The organism is Kitasatospora sp. NPDC032757 (assembly GCF_055579305.1).
Genome location: NZ_JBVINN010000004.1, coordinates 176,709 through 196,834 on the forward strand (window position 1 = coordinate 176,709; position 20,126 = coordinate 196,834).

Annotated in this window: 15 protein-coding genes; 12 read left to right on the top strand and 3 right to left on the bottom strand. The window is 74.2% G+C overall.

All coding sequences use genetic code 11. From position 1 onward, the window contains the following. Window positions 1–108 precede the first annotated feature (108 nt). Window positions 109–3,351, top strand: a complete 3,243-nt coding sequence (locus ACZ5WK_RS08465; RefSeq protein ID WP_465546220.1) for a UvrD-helicase domain-containing protein — start codon at window positions 109–111, stop codon at window positions 3,349–3,351. 191 nt (window positions 3,352–3,542) lie between these two features. Continuing rightward, window positions 3,543–4,754, top strand: coding sequence for a PP2C family protein-serine/threonine phosphatase (locus tag ACZ5WK_RS08470; protein ID WP_465546222.1), 1,212 nt, complete (start codon window positions 3,543–3,545; stop codon window positions 4,752–4,754). A 21-nt stretch (window positions 4,755–4,775) separates the two neighbouring features. On the opposite strand, the gene ACZ5WK_RS08475 is transcribed toward ACZ5WK_RS08470, so the two are convergent. Next, the gene (locus ACZ5WK_RS08475; RefSeq protein ID WP_396320723.1) at window positions 4,776–5,747 is read right to left on the bottom strand and encodes an endonuclease/exonuclease/phosphatase family protein; all 972 of its coding nucleotides are present in this window, start codon (window positions 5,745–5,747) and stop codon (window positions 4,776–4,778) included. Window positions 5,748–5,825: 78 nt separating this feature from the next. Here ACZ5WK_RS08475 and ACZ5WK_RS08480 point away from each other — a divergent pair, with 78 nt between their 5' ends. The 6 genes from ACZ5WK_RS08480 to ACZ5WK_RS08505 all read left to right on the top strand — a co-directional run bounded on the left by ACZ5WK_RS08480 (window position 5,826) and on the right by ACZ5WK_RS08505 (window position 13,976). Beyond that, window positions 5,826–6,479 carry a PadR family transcriptional regulator gene (locus ACZ5WK_RS08480; protein WP_465546225.1) on the top strand — a complete coding sequence of 218 codons (654 nt, stop codon included), beginning with the start codon at window positions 5,826–5,828 and terminating at the stop codon, window positions 6,477–6,479. Window positions 6,480–6,552: 73 nt separating this feature from the next. Continuing rightward, entirely contained in the window at window positions 6,553–7,326 is a 774-nt protein-coding gene (locus ACZ5WK_RS08485) for an ABC transporter ATP-binding protein (protein WP_396320725.1), read from the top strand. After that, window positions 7,323–10,205, top strand: coding sequence for an ABC transporter permease (locus ACZ5WK_RS08490; protein WP_465546227.1), 2,883 nt, complete (start codon window positions 7,323–7,325; stop codon window positions 10,203–10,205). The genes ACZ5WK_RS08485 and ACZ5WK_RS08490 overlap by 4 nt, the downstream gene beginning before the upstream one ends. Window positions 10,206–10,391: 186 nt before the next feature. After that, on the top strand, window positions 10,392–11,816 hold the full coding sequence (locus ACZ5WK_RS08495) for a dipeptidase (RefSeq protein WP_465546229.1): 1,425 nt from the start codon (window positions 10,392–10,394) through the stop codon (window positions 11,814–11,816). 68 nt (window positions 11,817–11,884) lie between these two features. After that, window positions 11,885–12,826, top strand: a complete 942-nt coding sequence (gene nudC, locus ACZ5WK_RS08500; protein ID WP_465546231.1) for an NAD(+) diphosphatase — start codon at window positions 11,885–11,887, stop codon at window positions 12,824–12,826. 289 nt (window positions 12,827–13,115) lie between these two features. Further along, window positions 13,116–13,976: a GntR family transcriptional regulator gene (locus ACZ5WK_RS08505; RefSeq protein ID WP_465546233.1), complete on the top strand. Its 861-nt coding sequence runs from the start codon at window positions 13,116–13,118 to the stop codon at window positions 13,974–13,976. A 50-nt stretch (window positions 13,977–14,026) separates the two neighbouring features. Here ACZ5WK_RS08505 and ACZ5WK_RS08510 read toward each other — a convergent pair whose 3' ends face one another. After that, window positions 14,027–14,284 carry a mycoredoxin gene (locus tag ACZ5WK_RS08510; RefSeq protein WP_396320730.1) on the bottom strand — a complete coding sequence of 86 codons (258 nt, stop codon included), beginning with the start codon at window positions 14,282–14,284 and terminating at the stop codon, window positions 14,027–14,029. A 268-nt stretch (window positions 14,285–14,552) separates the two neighbouring features. Between ACZ5WK_RS08510 and ACZ5WK_RS08515 the strand changes: the two genes are divergently transcribed. The 4 genes from ACZ5WK_RS08515 (at window position 14,553) to ACZ5WK_RS08530 (ending at window position 18,427) form a co-directional block, all read left to right on the top strand. Continuing rightward, window positions 14,553–16,721, top strand: coding sequence for an ATP-dependent DNA helicase UvrD2 (locus ACZ5WK_RS08515; protein ID WP_465546584.1), 2,169 nt, complete (start codon window positions 14,553–14,555; stop codon window positions 16,719–16,721). Window positions 16,722–17,015: 294 nt separating this feature from the next. Then, entirely contained in the window at window positions 17,016–17,495 is a 480-nt protein-coding gene (locus tag ACZ5WK_RS08520; RefSeq protein WP_465546235.1) for a hypothetical protein, read from the top strand. A gap of 168 nt (window positions 17,496–17,663) precedes the next feature. Next, on the top strand, window positions 17,664–18,032 hold the full coding sequence (locus ACZ5WK_RS08525) for a WhiB family transcriptional regulator (protein WP_465546237.1): 369 nt from the start codon (window positions 17,664–17,666) through the stop codon (window positions 18,030–18,032). Next, complete coding sequence (locus ACZ5WK_RS08530) at window positions 18,029–18,427, top strand: hypothetical protein (protein WP_465546239.1); 399 nt, start codon at window positions 18,029–18,031, stop codon at window positions 18,425–18,427. Before ACZ5WK_RS08525 ends, ACZ5WK_RS08530 begins: the two co-directional genes overlap by 4 nt. An 84-nt stretch (window positions 18,428–18,511) precedes the next feature. On the opposite strand, the gene ACZ5WK_RS08535 is transcribed toward ACZ5WK_RS08530, so the two are convergent. Next, window positions 18,512–19,918, bottom strand: a complete 1,407-nt coding sequence (locus ACZ5WK_RS08535) for an ABC1 kinase family protein (RefSeq protein ID WP_465546241.1) — start codon at window positions 19,916–19,918, stop codon at window positions 18,512–18,514. Between the last annotated feature and the right edge of the window lie 208 nt (window positions 19,919–20,126).

Sequence of the window (20,126 nt, forward strand, 5' to 3'; positions counted from 1 at the left end):
TGGTCTGCCGGACCGGCCGGCTCCTCGGGCCGGGGAGTGCGGGCCGAGTAGTGAGGGTCACCCCGGCCGGGCGCCCGACCTGTCGGTACCCCCCGTTAACGTTGCGGGGTGACCGCCGTGCTCGACCACCCCGACCAGCTCAAGGAGCTGCTCGGCATCCCCTTCAACCGGGAGCAGATGGCGGCCATCGGCGCCCCGCTGGAGCCGGCCGTGATCGTGGCCGGCGCCGGCTCCGGCAAGACCACCGTGATGGCCGCCCGGGTCGTCTGGCTGGTCGGCTCCGGCGCGGTCAGGCCCGAGGAGGTGCTCGGCCTCACCTTCACCAACAAGGCCGCCGGCGAGCTCGCCGAGCGGGTCCGCTCCGCCCTGCGTCTCGGCAGGCCGGGGGTAACCCCGGCCGAAGGCTGGGGGAGAGCCGCCGAACCGGACGAGGAGCCGCTCGGCGAGCCGGAGATCTCCACCTACCACGCCTTCGCCGGCCGGCTGCTCAAGGAGCACGGCCTGCGGATCGGCATCGAGCCGGACGTCCGGCTGCTCGCCGACGCCACCCGGTTCCAGCTCGCCGCCAAGGTGCTGCGCACCGCCCGCGGGCCCTTTCCGGCCCTCACCGGCACCTTCGCCAACCTGGTCGCCGACCTGATCGCGCTCGACGGCGAACTCGCCGAGCACCTGGTCGAGCCGGACACCCTGCGCGCCTTCGACGAGGAGCTGCTCGACACCCTCGCCACGGCCAAGCTCACCAACGACGACCTGCGGGCCGTCCCCGGCGCCGCCCGGGCCCGGCTGGAGCTGCTCCGCCTGGTCGAGGACTACCGGCGGCGCAAGGCAGCCGCCGGGCTGATGGACTTCGGCGACCAGATAGCGGCCGCCGCCCGGCTCGCGCAGCAGCGTCCCGAGGTCGGCGAGCTGCTGCGCGGCCAGTTCCGGGTCGTCCTGCTGGACGAGTACCAGGACACCTCCGTCGCCCAGCGGCTGATGCTGGCCGGTCTCTTCGGCGCCGGCCCGGACGGACGGGCCACCGGCCACGCGGTCACCGCCGTCGGCGACCCCTGCCAGGCGATCTACGGCTGGCGCGGCGCCTCGGTGGCCAACCTGGACGAGTTCCCCCGGCACTTCCCGAGGGCCGCGGGCACCCCGGCCGCCCGGTACGCGCTGAGCGAGAACCGCCGCAGCGGCGGGCGGCTGCTCGCCTTCGCCAACGAGCTGGCCGCCCCGCTGCGCGCCATGCACGAGGGCGTCGAGGCGCTGCGCCCGGCCCCCGGCGCCGAGCTGGACGGCTTCGTCCGCGCCGCACTGCTGCCCACCCACGCCGAGGAGATCGACTGGCTGGCCGACTCGGTCGCCCACCTCGTCCGTACCGGTACCGCGCCCGGCCGGATCGCCGTGCTCTGCCGGGGCGGCGCGGCCTTCCCCGACATCCACGCGGCGCTGGTCGCCCGCGAGGTGCCGGTCGAGGTGGTCGGCCTCGGCGGGCTGCTCCAACTGCCCGAGGTGGCCGACCTGGTGGCGGTCTGCGAGGTGCTCCAGGATCCGACCGCCAATGCCGCGCTGGTCCGGCTGCTGATCGGCCCGCGCTGGCGGATCGGCCCGCGTGACCTGGCCCTGCTCGGCCGGCGCGCCGCCGATCTGGTCCGCACCGCCCGGCCCGAGGGCGTCGAGGCGCTGGCCGTCGCCGTCGCCGAGACCGACCCGACCGAGGTCGTCTCGCTGGCCGACGCACTGGAGACCTTCCTCGACCCTGACCAGCCCGACGAGCTGGCGTTCTCCGCCGAGGCCAGGCTGCGCTTCGCCCGGCTCGCCCGGGAGCTGCGCGAGCTGCGCCGCTCGCTCGCCGACCCGCTGATGGACGTGCTGCACCGGGTGCTCGCCGTCACCGGCCTGGAGGTCGAACTCGCCGCCTCCCCGCAGGCGTTGGCCGCCCGGCGCCGGGAGACCCTGCACGCCTTCCTGGACGTCGCGGCCGGCTTCTCCGACCTGGACGGCGACCCGGGCCTGTCGGCCTTCCTCGGGTTCCTGCGCGCGGCCCAGGAGTACGAGCGCGGCCTCGACAGCAGCCTGCCCGGCGGCGAGGACACCGTGAAGGTGCTCACCGCGCACAAGTCCAAGGGCCTGGAGTGGGACGTCGTCGTCGTTCCCGGCCTGGTGAAGGGCGCATTCCCGTCGTCCACCGCGCGCGAGCGCTGGACCAGCACCAAGCGTGTGCTCCCGCACGCCCTGCGCGGTGACACGGCCACCCTGCCCGACGTGCGGGGAGGCTGGAACAGCAGGTCGATGGCCGCCTTCAAGCAGGCACTGGCCGAGCACTCCGGCACCGAGGAGCTGCGCCTGGGCTACGTCGCCTTCACCCGGCCGCGCTCGCTGCTGCTGGCCTCCGGGCACTGGTGGGGGCCCAGCCAGAAGACGCCGCGCGGCCCGTCCGCCTTCCTGGAGCAGCTGCGCGAGCACTGCGAGCAGCCCGGCGCCGGTGAGATCGAGCACTGGGCCGAGCAGCCGCCCAAGGGGGCCGAGAACCCGGCGCTGGCCGCACCGGTCGAGCGCCCCTGGCCGCTGCCGCTGGACCCGGCCGCGCAGCACGCCCGCCGCCGGGTCGCCGAGGTGGTGTACCGGCGGCTGGCCGGGCAGCCCGCCCCCGAGCCGGAGCCGATGGCCGCCGAGGACCGCCGCCAGGTGGAGTCCTGGGACCGTGATCTCACCGCGCTGGTGGGCGAGTTGGAGCGGTCCCGGCGCAGCGTGCGGGAGGTGCCGCTGCCCGCCGCGCTCTCCGCGACCCAGCTGCTGCGGCTCGCCGCCGACCCGGACGGCTTCGCGCACGACCTGGCCCGCCCGATGCCGCGCCCGCCGCAGCCCGCCGCCCGCCGGGGCACCCGGTTCCATGCCTGGGTGCAGTCCCGCATCGAACCTCTGCTGCTGATCGAGCCGGGCGCCCTGCCCGGCGCGGACGACGACGGCATCGAGGACGAGCAGGACCTGGAGCGGCTCAAGGAGGCGTTCCTGCGCACTCCGTACGCGAACCGGGAACCGTACCGGGTCGAGGCACCGTTCCAGCTGGTGCTGGCGGGCCGGGTGGTGCGCGGCCGGATCGACGCGGTCTACCGCGAGAGTGACGGCCGGTCAGAATCGGGCGGCGCGTCACGCTATGAAGTGGTGGACTGGAAGACGCACCGCGAGGAGACCGCCGACCCGCTCCAGCTCGCGGTCTACCGGGTGGCCTGGGCCGAACAGTTGGGCGTCCCGGTGGAGCAGGTCACGGCGTCGTTCCTGTACATCCGCAGTGGTCGGATCGAACAACCCGCAGGACTTCCCGGCCGAAAAGAGTTGGAACGGCTCCTGATCGGGAACAGTGAAGAATGAGTCACGGAGAGCATTCAAGTCATCACGGCAACGGGCGAAACCTGTGCGTAGTGCACGTTTCGTGCCTATTGTGGGGTCGGTAACCGGTCAACCCCCGTACTCCGGCCGCCAGCGAGGCCCGCATTCCCTAACCCTCAGTCATCACCGCAGGTGCCCACGGGCATCGGCGTCTTCTGCTGGAGAGACCGAAGTTGAGCGCGACCGGATGGATCAGAGAGCGGTTCGCCGGGCCGACCCCGGGGGCCGCTCCGGGCGCGACCGGCACCTGGCCGAGGACGGCGCTGTCGCTGCCGTTCATCGGCATGGCGCTGGTCGTCGTCCTCGACTACTTCACTGACGCCGCGGTGACGGTCGAACCGGCCCTCACCGCCGTCCCCGCGCTGGCCGCCGTGGTCAGCCGCCGAACCTGGTACCCCCTCGCGATCGGCCTCTGCACCGAGGCCGCCGCCTTCCTGATGGCCTTCCACAACGACGTGCTCGGCGAGTCCGTGCACAGCGCCACCGTCTTCGCGATCGTGCTGGTCGCCGCGATCGGCTGGGTCAGCGCCACCCTGCGGCTGCGCCAGGAGAAGGCGCTCGCCGACGCCCAGCTGGTCGCCTCGATCGCCCGCCGGGTGCTGCTGCGGCCGGTCCCCGACCGGGTCGGCACCGTGCGGGCCGCCGTCCACTACGAGGCCGCCGCCGCGCACGCCCGGATCGGCGGCGACCTCTACGAGGTGGTGAACACCCGGCACGGGGTCCGGGCCGTGGTCGGCGACGTCCGCGGCAAGGGCCTGGGCGCGGTGGAGACGGCCGCCGCCGTGCTCGGCGCCTTCCGCGAGGCCGCCCACCAGGAGCCGGCGCTGGAGCGGGTGGCCGGCTGGCTCGCCGTCAGCCTCGACCGGGCCCTGCACGAGAACGACCACCCCGGGGTGGAGGAGGAGTTCGTCACCCTGGTGCTGATCGGGGTCCGGCCCGACGGCACCGCCGAGATCGTCAACTGCGGGCACCCCTCGCCGCTGCTGCTGCGCGGCGACGAGCCGGTCCGGCCGTTGGAGCTCGCCGAGACGGTGCCGCCGCTCGGCGTCCTCGACCCGGCCGACGTCCGGCCGCCGGTGCACCGGATCCCGCTGCGGCACGGGGACCGCGTGCTGCTCTTCACCGACGGCGTCATCGAGGCCCGCAACCGGGCCGGCGCCTTCTACCCGCTCGCCGAACGGCTGCCGCACTGCGCGGACGGCCGCCCGGCGGACGTCCTCCAGCGCCTGCACGAGGACGTGGTCCGCCACGTCGGCCGCCAGCTCGGCGACGACGCGGCCATGCTGCTGCTCCAGTACGACCCTCCCCCCGCCTTCGGCCGGGGGGACCCGCGGGCGGCCGGGGCTCAGCTGCCGCACCAGAACGGCCTGCTGACCCGGCACTGACGGTTCGCTCCCGAGGCCGCCCTACAGCGACACCCGCACCACCAGCGGGCGGTGGTCCGAGACCGCCGTCCGCGGGGCGGCCGCCGGGCCGACGGCGGTCCGCGGCACGCCCACCGCCAGCACGTGGTCGAACTGCACGGCCGGCCGGTGCGAGGGGTAGGTGGGGGTGCGCGCCAGGTCGTACCAGCCCTGGAGCCGGGCGCGCGGCTCCCGCACCCGCCGCCGGCGCGGCTCCACCAGGACCGGCCGGGCCCGCCGTGCGGCCCGCAGCTCGCGGACCCGCGCCCGCGGCGCCGTCCGGTCCAGCGCGGTCGCCCCGCCGAGCACCGTCCGGGGCACCGCGCCGATCAGGTTGAAGTCCCCCAGGACCAGGTACGGCTGCGGCAGGTCGGCGATCCACCGCCGGATCCCGGCCAGCTGCGCCATGTTCCAGCCCGGCACGAACGACAGGTGTGCCGCCACCACCGTGAACGGTCCGCGCTCGCCCTCCAGTACCGCTGCCAGGGCGGCCCGAGGCTCGTCCGGGACGGGCGTCAGCCCGCGCCGCCCGGCCACCCGCAGCGGCAGCCCGAACGGCGCCGGGGCGAACCGGCGGGCCCGCCAGTGCCGCACCGGCAGCCGGGTCAGCAGCGCGGTCCCGTACGCGGGCGGGGCGTCGTCGCCGAGCTCGCCCGGCCCGTACACCTGGATCCCGGCGGGCTCCGACGGCTCCCGCACCCAGCCGGCCACCGGCGCCGGCCGGCCGTGCAGGGCGGCCGCGAACCGCCAGTCCGCGGCGCCCATCGCCTTGGCGGCGACGGCCGTCTGGTCGGTGGTGCCGGAGCGCGGCTGGTACCGGTCCACCTCCTGGAGCGCCAGGACGTCGGCGTCCAGCGCGGCCACCGCCTCGGCCAGCGGCCCGCCGGCGTCGGCCGGGTAGGGCCGTGGGGCGCCGTCCGGGGCGAGCGGCTGACCGTGCAACAGATTGAAGGTGGCGATGCGCAACTGGCTCACACCGCACGACGGTACCCGCTCGCCGGGGGAGGGGGCGCCGCTTGAGCCCGACGGGCATACCGGGTATACATACTCGGTATGTCGATCCGCCACGGTCTGCTCGCCCTGCTCGACCAGGGCCCCCGCTACGGCTACCAGCTGAGAACCGAGTTCGAGGCGCGCACGGGCGCCACCTGGCCGCTCAACGTCGGCCAGGTCTACACGACGCTGTCCCGGCTGGAGCGCGACGGCCTGGTCGAGCCCGCCGGGGAGGACGACGAGGGCCACCAGTTCTACGCCGTCACCGACGCCGGCCGCGCCGAGCTGCGGGCCTGGTTCGACACCCCGGTGCCCCGGACCAGCCCGCCGCGTGACGAGCTGGCGATCAAGCTGGCCATGGCGGTGACCGTCCCCGGGGTGGACGTCCCCGCCGTCGTCCAGGGCCAGCGCCGCCACAGCGTCAAGGCGCTCCAGGACTACACCCGGCTCAAGGGCCGGGCGCTGGCCGGCGAGACCCGCCCCGGCGGCCCCGGCCAGCCGGCCGGCCCCGGCGCCGACCTCGCCTGGCTGCTCGTCCTCGAACAGCTCATCTTCCAGACCGAGGCCGAGATCCGCTGGCTCGACCACTGCGAGACCAGGCTCGCCCAGCAGGCCGAGATCGAGCAGGCCAGGGCCGCCGAGGCCCGCAAGGCGGAGCCCGAGCCCCGGTCCGGGCCCACCGCCCGGATCGGGCGCCGCCGCTCCAAGGCCTGAACCCCGTCCCGACCTCACGAACCACCGGCCCCGGCGGTCAACCCGCCCCGGGCCCAGAACAGCAGGGGGAAGCGTGTCCCACACCGATCCGACCAGGAGCGCCACCCAACCGGTGCTGCACCTGGACCACGTCACCCGGGTCCACGGCCAGGGAGCGGCCGAGGTGCAGGCGCTGCGCGGGGTCGACCTCAAGGTCCACCCCGGTGAGTTCGTCGCCGTGATGGGCCCCTCCGGCTCCGGCAAGTCCACCCTGCTGACCCTCGCGGGCGGCCTGGACAGCCCGACCGAGGGCCAGGTCCTGGTCGAGGGCGTCGCCCTCGGCGGCCTCAACCGCAAGAAGCTCGCCGAGGTCCGCCGCCGCTCGGTCGGCTACGTCTTCCAGGACTACAACCTCATCCCGGCGCTCACCGCCGCCGAGAACATCTCGCTGCCCCGTGAGCTCGACGGCCTCTCCGGCCGCGCCGCCCGCCGCGAGGCCCTCACCGCCCTGGAGGAGCTCGGCATCCCCGAGCTCGCGGACCGCTTCCCCGACGACATGTCCGGCGGCCAGCAGCAGCGCGTCGCCATCGCCCGCGCCCTGATCGGCGACCGCCGCCTCGTCCTCGCCGACGAGCCCACCGGCGCCCTCGACTCCACCACCGGCGAGGCCGTCCTCGCCGTCCTGCGCGCCCGCTGCGACGCCGGCGCCGCCGCCATGATGGTCACCCACGAACCCCGCCACGCCGCCTGGGCCGACCGCGTCGTCTTCCTGCGCGACGGCCGCATGGTCGACGAGAGCGTCAGCCAGGACGCGGGCAGCCTGCTCGTCTCCGCGGCCACCAACGCGATGGGCCCGGTGGCGGAGTGAGGCTCAGCGCCTGGCGGGTCGCCCTGCGTATCGCCCGCCGTGACGCCCTGCGCGCCAAGGGCCGCAGCGCCCTCGTCGTCGCCATGGTCGCGCTGCCCGTCCTCGGTGTCACCGGCGCCGACGTGGTCTTCCGCAGCGCCGAACTCGACCCCGGCGAGCGGATCGTCCGCACCATGGGCCGGTCCGACGCCGAGATCCGGATGATCGAACGCGGCTCGGTCATCCTGCAGGCACCGGACCCGGACGACGCCTTCAAGCACACCAGCGCCGACGACGCCCAGAAGGGGAACGGCCGGCCCACGTACACGCCCGAGCAGCGCCGCAGCCTCGACACCGAGCCCGCCGAGCTCGTCAAGCAGCTGCTCCCGGCCGGCTCCACGCTCGTCCCGGTGCGCCAGGGCCCGTACACCGCCACCAGCACCGCCGAGGGCCTGCTCAGCGTGCAGACCGTCGAGGCCGACCTCAACGACCCGGTCTGGAAGGGCCGGATCAACGTCGTCGAGGGCCGCGCCCCGAGCGCCGGCCACGAGGCCGCCGTCACCCGGGACTTCCTCGACCGCTCCGGCCTCAAGCTCGGCGACCGCACCTCCCCGCGCGGCCTGGAGGCCACCCCCTTCACCATCACCGCCGTCGCCGAGTACCCCGGCGAGCTGAAGGCCACCGGGCTGATAGCCCGCCCCGGCACGCTGGTCGACCAGCTGATGAAGCTGCCCGGCGCGGGCAAGGGCATGGGCCGGTCCAACCTGGGGGAGGAAAGCCGCTGGATGGTCAAGCTCCCGTCCGGGGCGGCGATCGACTGGCCCAAGGTGACCGAGCTCAACAAGTACGGCTTCACCGTCGCCTCCCGCAGCGTCCTGCTCGACCCGCCGGCCCGCTCCGAGGTGCCGCTCTACGCCCACGAGGACCAGGAGACCGGCGGAACCCGGTACCTCGACAAGACCTCCGTCGTCATCCTCGCCACCGTCGTCGGCATGGCGCTGCTGGAGATCGTGCTCCTCGCGGGCCCCGCCTTCGCCGTCGGGGCCCGGCGCTCCCGGCGGCAGCTCGGCCTGCTGGCCGCCGGCGGCGGTGACCGCGCCAACGTCCGCGCCGTCGTGCTCGGCGGCGGCATCGTCCTCGGGGTGACCGGCGCCGCCCTCGGCCTGGCCGTCGGCGTCGGCCTGGTCGCGCTGCTGCGCACCCGGGCCGAGAGCTACTCCGGACAGCGGTTCGGCCACTTCGACCTGCAGCCGCTCGACCTGCTCGGTGTCCTGGCGATCGGCCTGGTCACCGGCCTGCTCGCGGCCGTCGTCCCCGCCGTCCAGGCCTCCCGCCAGGACGTCGTCGCCGCGCTCACCGGCCGCGACTCGCTCAAGCCGCCGAGCCGCAAGCTCGCCCTGCTCGGTCTGGTGATGCTGGCCGGCGGCGCCGCGCTCGCGCTGCTCGGCGCGACCAGCGGCTTCGGCAACCGCAGCATGGCCGTGCTCGGCGGCTCGGTGATCGCCGAACTCGGCATGGTCGCCCTGACGCCCTACCTGGTCGGCCTGTTCGGCCGGATCGGCCGCTGGCTGCCGCTCGGCCCGCGCCTCGCCCTGCGCGACTCGGTCCGTCACCGCGGGCGCACCGCCCCCGCCGTGGCCGCCGTGATGGCCGCCGTCGCCGGCTCCGTCGCCGTCGGCATCTACACGGCGAGCGATGACGAGCAGAACCGGCGGGAGTACATCGCCGCCGGCCCGGCCGGCGCGGTCACGCTCAGCAGCGGCTGGGGCTCGGCCTCCGACGGCAAGCTGTTGCCCCAGCTGCGCGGCGCCGTCGAGACCAGCATCCCCGACCTCGGCCCCCGCGCCGACGTGCAGCGGGTCGACCTCCCGGGCGACTGCGACAGCACGAGCGCCAGCTGCGGCTACGTCAGCACCGCGATGCCGAAGGAGCTGCGCTGCCCGCTGTACGAGAAGGGCAGCGACTCCATCCCCTTCGAGGAGGCCGTCCGGCTCCGCAAGGACGACGCGCGCTGCAAGGAGGACATCTCCTACTGGGTCAACCCGTTCAGCGCCGCGATCGCGGGGGATGCCACCCTGCTGCGCAACCTGTACGGGGTGACCGACCCGGCCGTCGGCCAGGCGCTGGCCGCGGGCAAGGCGGTCGTGTTCGACCCCCGGTACATCAAGGACGGCAAGCTCATCGTGCGCGTGACCGAGCCGACGGACCCGGCCGCCATGAAGCCGGGGGAGAACCACGAGGCGCCCAGCCACGAGATCGGCGTCGACGCCGTGCTGGCCACCGCGGCGGCCCCGGCCGGCGGCCAGGCCGTGATGAGTCCGGACACCGCCCGCCGGCTCGGGCTGGGCACCAGGGACGCCGGCTCGGTCTGGCTGCCCGCCGGGGCGCCGTCCGACAGCGCCGAGCAGAAGGCGGCGGGTGCGATCGACAAGCTCGCCGACGGCACCCGGTTCAACGTCGAGCGCGGATACCACTCCAACAACGACCTGGTCAGCCTCGGCCTGACCGGCTTCGCCGCCCTGGTCGCGCTCGGCGCGGCCGGCATCGCCACCGGCCTCGCCGCCGCCGACTCGCAGCGCGACCTGACCACCCTCGCGGCGGTCGGGGCGGCGCCGCGGATCCGCCGTACCCTCTCCGGCTTCCAGTGCGGGGTGATCGCGGCGATGGGCGCCGTGCTCGGCGTCGTCGCCGGGGTCGTGCCGGCGGTGGCCCTGCGCAAGGTGGAGGGCGTGGCGGTCTCCTACCCGGGGATGTCCCCCGAGCAGTTGGCCGACCGGAGCGTCATCGTCTTCCCGTGGCTGAACGTCGGGGTCACCGTCGTCGTCCTGCCGCTGCTCGCGGTGGCGCTGGCGGCCGTGCTCACCCGCTCGCGGATCTCGCTGCTGCGCCGCTCCGGCTGACGCACCGCTCCGTCCCGTCACCCCCGGCCGCCCCCTGGTGCGGCCGGGGGTGACGCCTGTCAGCACCGGGGACGGGACCCACTCCTGATCGGCTGACCGAATGGTGACGGACGTTACAGGCCCGTCGGTGAGCGGTGGACGGACCACCGGGGCGGGCACCCGCATGGGCGAACTAAAGTCGTCCGTATGACGAGAACCCCGGACAGCGTCGTCCGCTCCTTCATCGACCAGCACCAGGCCGCGTTCCTGGCCGACCTCTCCGACTGGCTCGGCATCCCCTCGGTCTCCGCCGACCCCGGCCGGGCCGGCGACGTCCGCCGCTCCGCCGAGTGGCTGGCCGCGAAGCTGCGCGAGACCGGCTTCCCGGTGGCGGAGGTCTGGGAGACGGACGGCCTGCCGGCGGTGTTCGCCGAGTGGCCGTCCGGGGACTCGTCCGCGCCGACCGTGCTGGTGTACGGGCACCACGACGTGCAGCCCGCCGCGAAGGAGGACGGCTGGGCGACCGAGCCGTTCGAGCCGACGGTGGTCGGCAAGCAGCTGTTCGCTCGCGGCGCCGCCGACGACAAGGGCCAGGTGTTCTTCCACACCCTCGGGGTCCGCGCCCACCTGGCCGCCACCGGGCGGACGGCGCCGGCCGTCAACCTCAAGCTGCTGATCGAGGGCGAGGAGGAGTCCGGCTCACCGCACTTCGCCGACCTGGTCCGCCGGGAGGCCGGGCGGCTGGCCGCCGACGTGGTGATCATCTCGGACACCGGCATGTGGTCCGAGACCACGCCGACGGTCTGCACCGGCATGCGCGGCCTGGCCGACGCCCAGATCGACCTCTACGGTCCGGACACCGACATCCACTCCGGCTCCTTCGGCGGCGCCGTCCCCAACCCGGCGGCGGTCGCGGCCGACCTGGCGGCCGGGCTGCACGACGCCGACCGCAGGGTGGCGGTCCCGGGCTTCTACGACGGTGTGATCGAGCTGACCGAGCGCGAGCGCGAACTCTTCGCCGAGCTGCCCTTCGACGAGGCGCAGTGGCTGAAGGTCGCCAAGTCGTACGGCACCCTGGGCGAGGCCGGCTACTCCACCCTGGAGCGGATCTGGGCCCGGCCGACCGCCGAGGTCAACGGCATCTGGGGCGGTTACACCGGCCCCGGCGGCAAGACCATCGTGCCGTCCTCCGCGCACCTCAAGCTGTCCTTCCGGCTGGTCGCCGGCCAGGAGGTGGAGAAGGTCCGGGAGGCCGTCCGGGAGTGGGTGGCCGAGCGGGTGCCCGAGGGCATCCGGTACGAGCTGGTGTTCCCGGGCGCGACCCGGCCCTGCCTGACCCCGCTGGACCACCCGGCGCTGCAGTCCACCGTCCGGGCGATGGGGCGGGCGTTCGAGCAGAAGATCCTGTTCACCCGTGAGGGCGGTTCCGGCCCGGCCGCCGACCTGCAGGACGTGCTCGGCGCTCCGGTGCTCTTCCTCGGCATCTCGGTGCCCTCGGACGGCTGGCACTCGGTCAACGAGAAGGTGGAGCTGGACCTCCTGGCCAAGGGCGTGGAGACGGCCGCCTACCTCTGGGCCGACCTGGCCGAGAACTGGCGGCCGGGCGGCGAGGATGCCGGCGAAGGTGCCTGAGGGCGCCCCGCCCGTCCCGGCGGGCAGACCACCGATCCAGACGACTCATCACGTGGGGATGGAACGAAGTGAGCACCGTGCCTGAGACCGAACGCCCGAGCAACCTGGCACTGGCCCGGGCCGGGGTCGACCGGGCGGCCCAGCACCGGTTCGACGAGCCGTGGCTGGCGGCCGCCTGGAGCCACCCGAGCACCCAGGTGCTGCCGATCGCCGGCGGCGAGGCGTTCGTGGTGGACACCGGGAGCGGCACCGAGCTGGTCCTGCTGCCCTCCTTCGAGGCGCCGCAGACCGGGGACCGCTACTTCCTGGGCACCGACGAGGACGGCGTCTCGTACTTCGCGCTGGCCGGCGAGAGCCTGCCCGGGCGGCTGGACGGCGACGCCCGTCCGGCCGGGCTGCGCGAGGTCGGAGCACTGCTCTCCGACCGGGACGCCGGGCTGCTGGTGCACGCCGTCGCGCTGGAGCACTGGCACCGGCTGCACAGCTTCTGCTCGCGCTGCGGGCACCCGACCGAGAAGGCCGGGGCCGGCCACGTGCGGCGCTGCACCTCCTGCGCGGCCGAGCACTACCCGCGCACCGACCCGGCGGTGATCATGATGATCACCGACGAGCAGGACCGCTGCCTGCTCGGGCGCCAGGCGCTCTGGCCCGAGGGGCGCTGGTCGACCCTGGCCGGCTTCGTCGAGCCGGGTGAGTCGATCGAGCAGGCGGTGGTCCGCGAGGTGTTCGAGGAGGCCGGCGTGCGGGTCGCCGAGGTGTCCTACGTGGCCAGCCAGCCGTGGCCGTTCCCGTCCAGCCTGATGCTCGGCTTCATGGGCAAGGCCCACCCGGACGGCACGGCGATCACGGTGGACGGCGAGGAGCTGGCGGAGGCCCGCTGGTTCTCCCGGGAGGAGCTGAAGGCCGGGATGGCGGCGGGCGAGATCCTGCCGCCGTCGGGGATTTCGATCGCCCGTCACCTGGTCGAACTCTGGTACGGCGGTCCGCTGCCGTCGGCGGCGCGCTGGTAATTCCGTCCAATGGGGGCGTGCGGCATATTGCCGTGCGCCCCCATTTCTCTTTCATGCCCTCTTTCACTTCGACTTCAGAGGGGTCCTCCTCGGCTGAACGGGTGGCCACCACCGATTTCCCGCAGGCCGGGCGCTCTGATGTTCGTATCCGGAGGGGCCCTGTCCCGGCGCTTCTCCCCCGCCCGGGCCCGGTCCGCCGTCGGCGCCCCGGGGACGGCCGCGGCCTATGCGCGCCGACATTGACCGAATCGGCTGAAACGGTGTCACCGTGCTCGCTACATTCACTCGGGTGACAATCCCACGGGGCACCGCCCAATCCCCCAAATACCAGCGTCTCGCCGCCGACCTGCGCCGCCGGATCGCCGAGGGCGAGTTCACCGCGCAGGCCGCGCTGCCCGTCGAGAGCGAACTGGAGCGCCAGTACGGAGTGGCCCGCAACACCGTCCGGCTGGCCGTCGACGTCCTGGTCAACGAGGGCCGGCTGGTCCGGCTCCAGGGCAAGGGCACCTACCTGCGGGAGCACCCCGTCCTGGACCACCGCGCCTACGGCCCCACCCTGCGGCCGGTGCCGCGCGACCCCCACGGCGGGCCGCGGGACTGCCTGGCCGCACCCACCACCGTCTACCTCGGCGAGGCCGCCGAGGCCGGCCGGGAGCTCACCGTCGACTTCGAGATGATGATCGTCCGGGCCCGGGTCGACATCGCCGAGCGGCTCGGACTGCGGCCCGGTGAGGCCATCGTGGTCCGCCGCCAGCTGCGGCTGCTCGACCGCGAGCCGTACTCGATCGAGGAGAGCCACTACCGGGCCGGCCTCGCCGCCGGCACCCCGCTGATGGAGCCCGACCAGATCGACGGCGGCGACGAGGCGGTGCTCGCCGCGCTCGGCCGCACCGAGGTCGGCGCCGTCGACCACCTGCTGGCCCGGATGCCCGGCCCCGAGGAGGCGCAGTGGTTCCAGGGCGGCCCCGGGGTGCCGCTGATGGTCCAGACCCGGGTGACGTACGACCGGCGCGGGCCGGTCCGGGTGATCGAGACCCGCTACTCCGCCGACCGCAGCCGGCTGGTCTACGGGGTCGGCGACCTCGCCGCCCGTGCGCTGCTGCCCGCCCCCGCGGCACCCGTCGACCCGGCCCGGGCCGACGCGCCGTGAGGCGCCGGCCCGGGCCCGGGTGTGCGCCGGGGCCCGGCGTCAGCCGTGGGTCAGGCCGCCAGGGCCTTCTTGACCTGCATCAGGCTCGGGTTGGTCATCACGACCTGCTCGCCGCCGCCCTCCGGCTTCACCAGCACCGTCGGCACCGTCTGGTTGCCGTTGTTGACCGACTCGACGAAGGACGCCGACGACGGGTCCTCCTCGATGTTGATCTCGGTGTAGCCGATGCCCTCACGGTCCAGCTGGCTCTTGAGCCGGTTGCAGTAGCCGCACCAGGTCGTGCTGTACATCGTGACGCTGCCGGACATCGAGGGGGCTCCTTAGGGAAGGGGGCGTGCGGTCTCCGGGGAGAACGCCCGCCGTGCATCGGTCATTCCGCGGCCGCCCGGCGTGAGAGGGACCTCGTACGCCCGGCCGCGCAGCGATCATCCTGCGATCGCACCGCACCTGTGGACAACTTTGCCCGGGTTGTCGCACCGGGCTGAGAAGATGGAACGCATGCAGGAAGACCTCTTGAGCGGCAGCCCGTCCGACAGCTACCAGGCGGGCCACCCGGCCGCGTCGGGCCCCGACGCGGTGCTCGCCGGGCTCGACCCCGAGCAGCGGGCCGTCGCCACCGCCCTGCAGGGGCCCGTCTGCGTCCTCGCCGGCGCCGGCACGGGCAAGACGCGCGCCATCACCCACCGGATCGCCTACGGTGTGCGCAGCGGCGTCTACCAGCCCGCCCAGGTCCTCGCCGTCACCTTCACCGCCCGCGCCGCCGGCGAGATGCGCGGCCGGCTGCGCGAGCTCGGCGCCGAGGGCGTCCAGGCCCGCACCTTCCACTCCGCCGCCCTGCGCCAGCTCCAGTACTTCTGGCCGCGCGCCGTCGGCGGGCCGGTGCCGCAGCTGGTGGAGCGCAAGGTCCAGCTGGTCGCCGAGTCCGCCGGCCGCTGCGGCCTGCGGGTCCAGCGCACCGAGCTGCGCGACCTCACCGCCGAGATCGAGTGGGCCAAGGTCACCCAGATCGGCCCCGACGACTACCCCGCCGCGGTCCAGAAGTCCGGCCGCGAGGCCCCGCGGGACCCTGCCGAGACCGCCCAGGTCTACCGCGTCTACGAGGAGACCAAGAGCCGCCGCGGCGTCATCGACTTCGAGGACGTCCTGCTGCTGACCGCCGCCATCCTGGAGGACCGGCCGGACATCGCCGACCAGGTGCGCGCCCAGTACCGGCACTTCACCGTCGACGAGTACCAGGACGTCTCGCCGCTCCAGCAGCGGCTGCTCGACCGGTGGACCGGCCCCGGCGGCGGCGCCAGCCTCTGCGTGGTCGGCGACGCCAGCCAGACGATCTACTCGTTCACCGGCGCCACCCCCGACTACCTGCTGAACTTCCGCAGCCGCCACCCCGAGGCGACGGTCGTCAAGCTGGTCCGCGACTACCGCTCCACCCCGCAGGTCGTCCACCTCGCCAACGGGCTGCTCGCCCAGGCCCGCGGCGAGGCCGCCCGGCACCGGCTCGAACTGATCTCCCAGCGCGAGGCCGGCCCCGAGCCGGTCTACGCCGAGTACGAGGACGAGCCGACCGAGGCCGAGACCACCGCCCGCCGGATCCAGGAGCTGCTCGCGGCCGGCGTGCGGGCCAGCGAGGTCGCCGTGCTGTTCCGCACCAACGGCCAGTCCGAGGTCTACGAGCAGGCGCTCGCCGACGTCGGCGTCTCCTACCAGCTCAAGGGCGCCGAGCGGTTCTTCGAGCGGCCCGAGGTGCGCGACGCCGGGGTGCTGCTGCGGGGCGCCGCCCGGGCCGGCTCCGACCCGCTCACCGACGGCGCCCCCGGCCTCGCCGCGCAGGTCCGCGCGGTGCTCGCCACCCGGGGCTTCACCCCCGAGCCGCCGGCCGGCTCCGGCGCGGTGCGCGAGCGCTGGGAGTCGCTGGCCGCGCTGGTCCGGCTCGCCGAGGAGTTCGAGCGCACCCGGACCGCGGCCGGGGAGAGCGCCGACCTCGCCGCGTACGTCGCCGAGCTGGACGCCCGCGCCGCCGCCCAGCACGCCCCCGCCGTCGAGGGCGTCACGCTGGCCTCGCTGCACGCCGCCAAGGGCCTGGAGTGGGACGCCGTCTTCCTGGTCGGCCTCACCGAGGGCACCATGCCGATCATCTACGCCAAGACCGACGAGCAGGTCGAGGAGGAGCGCCGGCTGCTGTACGTCGGCGTCACCCGCGCCCGCAAGCACCTCTCGCTCTCCTGGGCGCTCTCCCGCTCCCCGGGCGGCCGGGCCAGCCGCAAGCCCACCCGCTTCCTGGACGGCCTGCGGCCGGGCTCCGGCGCGCCGGGGGCACGCGGCGGGAGCCGGGGCGGGCGCGGCGGCGTCGAGCCGGGCGAGCGCTCCGCCGGGCGGCGGGTCCGCGGGCCGGTCAAGTGCCGGGTCTGCGAGCGGGTGCTCACCGAGGCGGTCGAGCGCAAGCTGCGGCGCTGCGAGAGCTGCCCGTCCTCGATGGACGAGGCGCTGTACGAGCGGCTGCGCGAGTGGCGGGCCGGGCAGGCGAAGAAGCAGGGCGCGCCGGCCTACGTCGTCTTCACCGACGCGACGCTCATGGCGATCGCCGAGGACGTTCCCTCGACCCGGCAGGAGCTGGCGGTGATCTCGGGGGTCGGCGCCATGAAGCTGGACAAGTACGGGGCCGCCGTGCTGTCGTTGTGTGCGGGGGAGGAGCCCGAGGAGGATCCGGTCGACGTCGAGGACGGCGATCCGGGCGAACCGGCCTGAGCCGGTCCGGGGCGTTGGGAGCAGGCGCTTCGAGGCGCTTCGGAACTCGTCGGGGAACTCGCCGGAAAAATAGTTTGCGCGCTGTACCGGGAGCGCAATAGCCTGCCGGAGCGGTCAAGGGGACGCGATCGCACGGGGTGACGCCTGTGCCGTGTTCTCCTGCGCCTAACAGCGTGCACCGCACCATTCAGCTTCATCTGCACCACGCTTCACCTGCACCACCGAGACAGACATCCGAACAGTTCGGAGCCCGGGAGACCAGGCTCCGCGAGACGCCGAGAGGAGGCGAAGACAGTGGAAACCATCATGATCACCAAACTGACTGGCCAGACCGTCGTCGCTGCCTCCCTGCGTGCCGCCCGCCTGCGGGCCCTCGCCGAACTGGGCGGAACCGGTCTGGGTCTCGACGCCACCGGTGTCTCCGTCGTCCCCGCTTCCCTCGGCTCCGCTGTCAGTGGTCTTGGACACACTGATCTCTGCAGCACGGGCCTCAGGGGCGGTATCGACGGCACCTCTGTCGAGACCGGTCTGTCCCGTGACTGGGCGTCGGTCGGCACGTCGCGCTCCCTGCGTGATGAGCGACCGACCAAGGCACCGAAGGCGGCCGTAGCCGCCGCCATTCATGGCGGCTATGCGCAGGTCATCGGTGCCGGAAACGCCCAGAAGCAGAACGAGCAGCAGATCAACAAGCAGGCCATGGCCGCCTTTACGGGCGCCACGGCCATCCGGATGCGGGCCTTCCGCGGGCCTGAACCCTGGAGAGAACGAACCTGAGTCAGCCTCAGGTCGGCACCTCCAGGGCCGCGGAACCCGTCACACCGGGATCCGCGGCCCTTCTGTTTTGTCCGGTACGCAAGACCACCCAGGCCCCCCGGGGCCTCCGGCCCAGCCCCACCAGCCAGCTGAGCCGGACCCACTGAAAAGACGAGGAAGACGCCCACAGTGTCCACGGTCATCACGCCGCCCATCCCGTCCGTACCGCCGACAGACCAGACCACCAAGGCCGACCAGGCCGACCCCCCGGAGGTATCCCTGATGCAGCTCACCTCGATCGACCAGGCCGAGGCGCTCGGTCTTCCCATCCCGTGCCGCGCCTTCGACCCGGAGGTCTTCTTCGCCGAGACGCCCGCCGACGTCGAGTACGCGAAGTCCCTCTGCGGCACCTGCCCGGTCAAGGAGGCCTGCCTGGCCGGCGCGCTGGAGCGGCGCGAGCCGTGGGGCGTCTGGGGTGGCGAGCTCTTCGTCCAGGGCGTCGTCGTGGCCCGCAAGCGGCCGCGTGGCCGTCCGCGCAAGACCGAGGTCGCGGCGTGAACCCCGTGCTCGGAGCCAAGGCCGTCCGCCGGGGAGAGCAGCCCCCGCTGGACAGCGTCCTTCGCCGCTCCGTGCGAACCGCCGCCGCCAAGGCTGACGCAGCCCGCACCGTCCACTTCCCCACGTCGCACCACGAGCAGGACCACCACATGACCGCCGCCGCCATCGATCCGACCGTCCGCGCCGAGCAGACCAACGAACTTCAGATCCAGAACAGGACCCTCGAAATGCAACTTCTCCACGAATCCCTGGCCCGGGCGCATATGCAAGAGCGCCTCCAGGAGGCCGAGCACGAACGGCTCGTCTCCCGGGTCGCCAAGGCCCAGCGGCTCAGGCAGAAGGCCGAGCGGGCCTCGCTGCGGGCCCGCAAGGCCATCGCCGTCGCGCTGATGTAGGCGCCGGCGCAGTACCGCTTCACCCCCGTCGTGCCGCAGGCCGCCCCCCATCCGGGGAGCGGCCTGCGGCCGTTGGGGCCCGGCTCAGCCCTTCTTCGCCGGCTCGCTCTTCCTGGCCGTGGCGCGCTTCCTCGGCGACGCGGGCTGCGCCTGCCCGGCGGGCTGCTCCGCGAACTCCGGCAGCCACCGCAGCATCTCCGCCCGGAAGGGTGCGTTGGCGCCGAGCTGGCAGAGCACCCCGATGGTGCTCAGGGTGACCCGGTGGATCAGCAGGTACGCCGGGGGCAGGTTGAGCTGCTTGCCCAGGTTGTAGGCGGGCGAGCGCGGATCGGCGATCCGGGCCGCCTGGGCCCGCATCCACGTCCGGGTGAAGTGGAAGGTGTCCACCGCGGCCGGCTCGATGATCGGCACCAGGTAGTCCAGCACCGCGTCCGGGTCCAGCTCGATCGAGGGCTTGACGAAGCCCTCCTCGCGCAGCATCTCCAGCACGCCCGCCGCGTCACCCGCCAGCGCCATCCGCAGTGAGGCCCCGATCGGCGCGGGCAGCCCGCCCGGCAGCCGGTCGACGGTGCCGAAGTCCAGCACGCCGAGCCGCCAGCCGGACGCCGGTCCGTCGTCCTTCAGCAGGCGGAAGTTGCCCGGGTGCGGGTCGGCGTGGAGCAGGCCGGTCCGCGACGGACCCGCGAAGAGGAAGCGGGCCAGCAACTGCCCGGCCCGGTCGCGCTCCTCCTGGGTGCCGTCCGCGATCACCTCGGCCAGCGGGGTGCCGTCCATCCACTCGGTGACCAGCACCTGGTCGGCCTGCGCCACCACGCCGGGCACCGCGATGTCCGGATCGCCCGCGAACTCCTCGGCGTGCCGGCGCTGGGCCTGCGCCTCCAGCTCGTAGTCCAGCTCCTCCGAGACGCGCTCGCGCAGCTCGATGATCAGCGGCTTGATGTCCAGACCAGGGATGAGCGGGCCGAGCAGCCAGGCCACCCGGCTCAGCTGGGAGAGGTCCGCCAGCAGCGCGTCGCCCGCGCCCGGGTACTGGACCTTGACCGCTACCTCGCGGCCGTCGTGCCAGATCGCCCGGTGCACCTGGCCGATCGACGCGGCGGCGGCCGGCCGGTCGTCGAACTCCCGGAACAGCTCGCGCCAGTTCTCGCCCAGCCGCTGGGTGAGCGCCGTGTGCACCTTGGCCGCGGGCATCGGGGGAGCGGCGTCCTGCAGCTTGGTCAGCGCGGCCCGGTACGGCCCGGCGACCTCCTCCGGCAGTGCGGCCTCGAAGACGGACAGCACCTGCCCGAACTTCATCGCCCCGCCCTTGAGCTCGCCCAGGACCTTGAACAGCTGGTCCGCGGTGGCCTGCTGGAGCTCGGCCGTCACCACGTCCGCCGAGCGCCCCCCGATCCGCCTGCCCAGCCCGAGCGTGGCCCGGCCGGCGATCCCCAGCGGCAGGGCGGCGAGTCGTGCCGTGCGGGTCACTGCCTTGCGCGGAAGATCGCTCACCCGGGTCTCCAATTCACACGCCGTCGGCACCCCGCCGTCGGGGGCCGACCGTCACTACGCCATTGTGCCCGTTCGTCACGCCGGTCCCGGCCGCATTTCCTGACCCGTTCGGCGCGGCCCGCCGGCCCGGGCGGCCCGGCGTCGGTGCCCGTCATCGGCCGGGGCCGGCCTGCTCCCGGCCGGGGCCGCGTCCCACACCGCCGTGAGC